The organism is Lentilactobacillus sp. TOM.63 (assembly GCF_030361045.1).
Classification (GTDB): Bacteria; Bacillota; Bacilli; order Lactobacillales; family Lactobacillaceae; genus Lentilactobacillus; species Lentilactobacillus dabitei.
In genome coordinates, this window is the sequence record NZ_JAUCAP010000125.1 from 1 (window position 1) to 4,227 (window position 4,227).

Here is a 4,227-nt window from a genome sequence, read left to right on the forward strand (position 1 = left end):
ACTGGCAAACACCGTATCAGGTTATGCTGACAAATTTGTCCAAAAATTCGGATTAAATTTGCAATCTACCATATCACCTCATCCTAAGGCTAAGGAATGTACGCTGGAAGCCATTAAAGTTGTCAGTGAAGCGGCTTATAAAGCCGGTGCTCCAGCTGGATTGATTTCTGGAATTACAATTCCAACGCTTGCCGGTACTGATGAGTTGATGCGCCATGATGAAACTAAATTAATTCTTGCTACTGGTGGGGGTGCAATGGTTCATGCAGCTTACTCATCGGGAACACCTGCACTAGGCGTTGGCCCAGGAAATGGTCCAGCATATATTGAAAAGAGTGCTGACGTTGCTCAGGCTGTTAAGCGAATTATGGATTCTGAAACGTTTGATAACGGGACAATTTGTGCTTCTGAACAATCGATTATTGTTGAAGAAGCCAATAAAGATGCAGTTAGAAGAGAATTGGAAAACCAGGGTGGTTACTTCTTAACTTCCGATGAAATTGGCAAACTTTCCAAGTTTATTCTTCGAGCTGATGGCACAATGAATCCACAAATTGTTGGGAAATCCATTAAACAACTCGCTGATTTAGCAGATATTGATGTTCCAGCGGGGACCCGAGTATTAATTGCCAGGGATTCCGAGGAAAACATTGGTCCGGATGATCCATATTCTCGAGAAAAGTTAACGCCAATCCTAGCTTACTTTGAAGTTGATGATTGTAATGCAGCTGCAGCTCTTACAACTAAATTGTTGCTAAATGAAGGTGCAGGTCATACCGCAATCTTACATTCTGAAAATCAAAAATTGATTCGCCAATATGCCTCTCTAGTGCCTGCTTCACGTGTATTGGTTAATACACCAGGGGCTTTAGGTGGAATTGGTGCGACGACCGATTTGAATCCAGCATTGACTTTGGGATGTGGTGCAATTGGTGGCAGTGCTACTTCTGATAACATCAGCCCAATGAACTTAATGAACTTGAAACGAGTTGCAGTCGGTATGCGTGAGCTCAAAGATATTAAGGCAGATAGTAGCGTTAGTCAAACTCATAGTATTGAATCAAGCGGTGATTTGGATCATGAACAATTGGTTGAAGAACTTGTTCGACAAGTTTTAGCGCAGATTAAATAATACAGATAGAAATTTAGGAGGAAATTATTATGTCAAACACAAACGCTCTTGGAATGATCGAAACAAAAGGTTTAGTTGGTGCAATTGAAGCAGCCGATGCAATGGTTAAAGCTGCAAATGTTACTTTGATTGGTAAAGAACAAATTGGTGCTGGGCTTGTTACAGTTATGGTTCGTGGGGATGTTGGTGCCGTTAAAGCAGCTACAGATGCTGGTGCTTCAGCAAGTGAAAAGGTTGGTGAATTGATTTCGGTTCATGTAATCCCACGTCCACACAACGAAGTTGATGAAATATTACCACATATGTTAAATGACAAAGCTAACCTCAGCGAGGATTAATAACGGCAACTCGTAAGTCTTATACGAAAGGGGGCGCCTCTTGGACAAACTACTAACTGAATATTCTGTTCGCCAATTAATGAAACAAAATAAATTGACCGATAATGCACAGATTACTTTACCAAGGGGTACGATTTTAACTCCCTCTGCCCGTAGCTTTTTGGGAGAACATCAGATCAAAATTGAACAAGGTAAATCAGATGTTGTTGAAACACAACGTCAAGTTGATGCTAAGAATCCTTGGATGAATGACATTAAAGTTGATTATCCATCTATCGACTTTAATAAAATCAATCATTTTGCCACCCCTCTTATTAGCTTACAGTATTGTCTTCGCAAACAATTTCTATTAGTTTTAACCTTGCTTGATCAGCAGAAAAAAGATGTTGACCTAGAAATTGTGACAGATCTAGTAAAGTTCGTTAATGAGATTGTCACAGTTGATTATGATCAAATTATAGCAAATGATGATTATTCGGTTTTAAATTTGAAATTAATAGAATTGAACCTAAGTGAGCCAAATACTTTGGGTATACAAATGATTCAAGAGAGTTTGGCTGAAACGGCGACAATCCTAAATGCTTATATACTGGTTCAACCAAATATGGCTGAGTCAACATATTGTCAGACGATTGTGTCCTGGGAGAATATGCTTCAGGACTGGACGAAACTAATGTTGGAGGGCGGTGATGGAAACGCAAAATTTAAACGTAATCGTTGAGGAAATCGTAAAAGAACTTCGTAACAAGACTTCATTTATTATTGAGGCTTCCGCGCGACACGTTCACTTGGATCAAGAAACTGTTGAAGCGTTGTTTGGAGATGGACATGAGCTAACACCGGTTAAGCCATTATCTCAGCCGGGACAATTTGTCAGTAAAGAACGGGTAACAGTTCTTGGACCTAATGGACAATTAGAAAACGTTGCTGTTCTGGGACCCGTTCGGAAACAATCACAAGTTGAAGTCTCATTAACGGATGCTCGAACACTTGGTATTTTAGCGCCAATACGAGAAAGCGGGGATTTGGATCAAACCCCTGGAATAACCTTGATTAGTCGAGGTGGAAGAATAAATCTGGATAGTGGGGTCATTGTTGCTCAACGACATATTCACATGACTCCTGAAGATGCTCATTTATTTGGTGTTGCAAATGGCGATATCGTGAGTGTGAAAACTCCTGGTTCACGTGGATTGATTTTTGAAAATGTGGTTATTAGAGTGAGTAAAAAGTTTGCAACCCGGATGCATGTAGATTTTGATGAAGCCAATGCTTGTAATTTAGGCAAAGGAATGCGAGGCACGATATATAAAAAGTAGGTCTTAAAAATGCAGTCTACTGAAATAGATAAGATTATTCAAGTTATAACGGATCAAGTGATTAAAAAACTTGAAGCAGTTACAGAAGATAAGATTCTCTGTCGAGGAGAAAATAAAACGTATCCTGCACAGTATCTGCAAAAACTTTCAGCTGACTATCATTTAGAGTTTGGGACAAAGCAGGATAGCGATGCTATCCTGCTTTGTCTTCGTGAGGCAACATTAACTCAACTGTTAGCGATTAGTAACTTAAATGTTGTTGATTCTCTGACGAAACAGGTCATTAGTTTTTTACTTGCTGGGAAACCGATTTGGATATTTGATGATGCTCCTAAATTGAGTAAGTATCGGCACACAACTCGATTTGAGGTGTGGCGTTTGCTTCAACGAGCTTTAGAGCGCCTTAATAAGTTTGATATTCAATTTATCAATAGTGATGAACAGTTAAAGGAGGCTTTGGTCAAGCTTGAAAAACTGACCAGGCCTACACAGGTTAAAAAGAAGTTCATTACAGAATCAGTTCTTAGAGAAAGATTGCTGAATAATGAAAACCTTGTTAACTCAGGGGAATTGCTAACGTCGCTAGCATCAGATTGGTTTAAGCAACATCAAATAAATATGGAAAACAGGTAGTAGGAGGCCAGTGCATGGTTACAGGAAAAGTGGTTGGTAATTTATGGTCAACTAAAAAGGTGGAAAGTCTGTCTGGATCACGCTTTATGCTGGTCGATGTTGCTGATAAACAAGTTGGAGTTGACTGGCAAACAAGAAGGATTGTTGCCAGAGATGAGGTTGGCGCAGGATATGGTGAACAAGTATTGATTGTTGAAGGTCCAGGAGCGAGAATGATTGCTTCAGAAGAGATGATCCCAATAGATGCAACAATTATTGGAATTATTGATTCAATTGATGAACATTGATTTGAATTTTGAGAGGAGGTCGTTATTTATGGGAATTAATGAAATTATTATGTATATCATGGTGCTCTTTATGGCTTTGGGAGTTCTTGACAAAATGTTTGGAAATCACTTTGGATTAGGTGCAAAGTTTGATGAAGGTATTATGGCAATGGGTTCTTTGGCGCTTTCTATGGTTGGTATTATCATTTTGGCTCCAATCCTGGCAAAAATTTTGTCGCCAGTTGTTGTGCCATTTTACCAATTTTTGGGTGCAGACCCATCAATGTTTGCAACAAGTCTAATTGCAATTGATATGGGTGGATTTCAGCTTGCAGCAAAAATGGCATTAGATCCTCAAGCTGGATTATTTGCTGGAGTGATCCTTGGATCAATGATGGGGCCTACTATTGTATTCTCTATCCCAGTTGCTCTAGGAATTATTGACAAAAAGGATCATAAATTCTTAGAAGCTGTCCAAGATCTATGATTTTTGATATACTTCTATGTAAAAAGCGAGTTTAAGCTATGAAAAATTATCC

At 39.1% G+C, this 4,227-nt stretch carries 6 protein-coding genes and 1 pseudogene; all 7 read left to right on the top strand.

The genetic code is table 11. From position 1 onward, the window contains the following. The coding region (locus tag QUF07_RS13350) for an aldehyde dehydrogenase family protein (protein ID WP_289427897.1) at positions 1 to 1,132 on the top strand (1,132 nt) is incomplete at its 5' end. Positions 1,133 to 1,161: 29 nt separating this feature from the next. Next, complete coding sequence (eutM, locus tag QUF07_RS13355) at positions 1,162 to 1,470, top strand: ethanolamine utilization microcompartment protein EutM (RefSeq protein ID WP_217341535.1); 309 nt, start codon at positions 1,162 to 1,164, stop codon at positions 1,468 to 1,470. A gap of 40 nt (positions 1,471 to 1,510) precedes the next feature. Next, entirely contained in the window at positions 1,511 to 2,191 is a 681-nt protein-coding gene (locus QUF07_RS13360; RefSeq protein ID WP_217341536.1) for a hypothetical protein, read from the top strand. Beyond that, positions 2,160 to 2,789 carry a phosphate propanoyltransferase gene (gene pduL / locus QUF07_RS13365; protein ID WP_289427900.1) on the top strand — a complete coding sequence of 210 codons (630 nt, stop codon included), beginning with the start codon at positions 2,160 to 2,162 and terminating at the stop codon, positions 2,787 to 2,789. The genes QUF07_RS13360 and pduL overlap by 32 nt, the downstream gene beginning before the upstream one ends. A gap of 9 nt (positions 2,790 to 2,798) precedes the next feature. After that, positions 2,799 to 3,422: a hypothetical protein gene (locus QUF07_RS13370; protein WP_289427902.1), complete on the top strand. Its 624-nt coding sequence runs from the start codon at positions 2,799 to 2,801 to the stop codon at positions 3,420 to 3,422. 14 nt (positions 3,423 to 3,436) lie between these two features. Next, on the top strand, positions 3,437 to 3,709 hold the full coding sequence (locus QUF07_RS13375; RefSeq protein ID WP_217341539.1) for a EutN/CcmL family microcompartment protein: 273 nt from the start codon (positions 3,437 to 3,439) through the stop codon (positions 3,707 to 3,709). 28 nt (positions 3,710 to 3,737) lie between these two features. After that, a pseudogene (gene eutH / locus QUF07_RS13380) lies at positions 3,738 to 4,154 on the top strand (ethanolamine utilization protein EutH); the annotation flags it as partial. Positions 4,155 to 4,227: the final 73 nt, after the last annotated feature.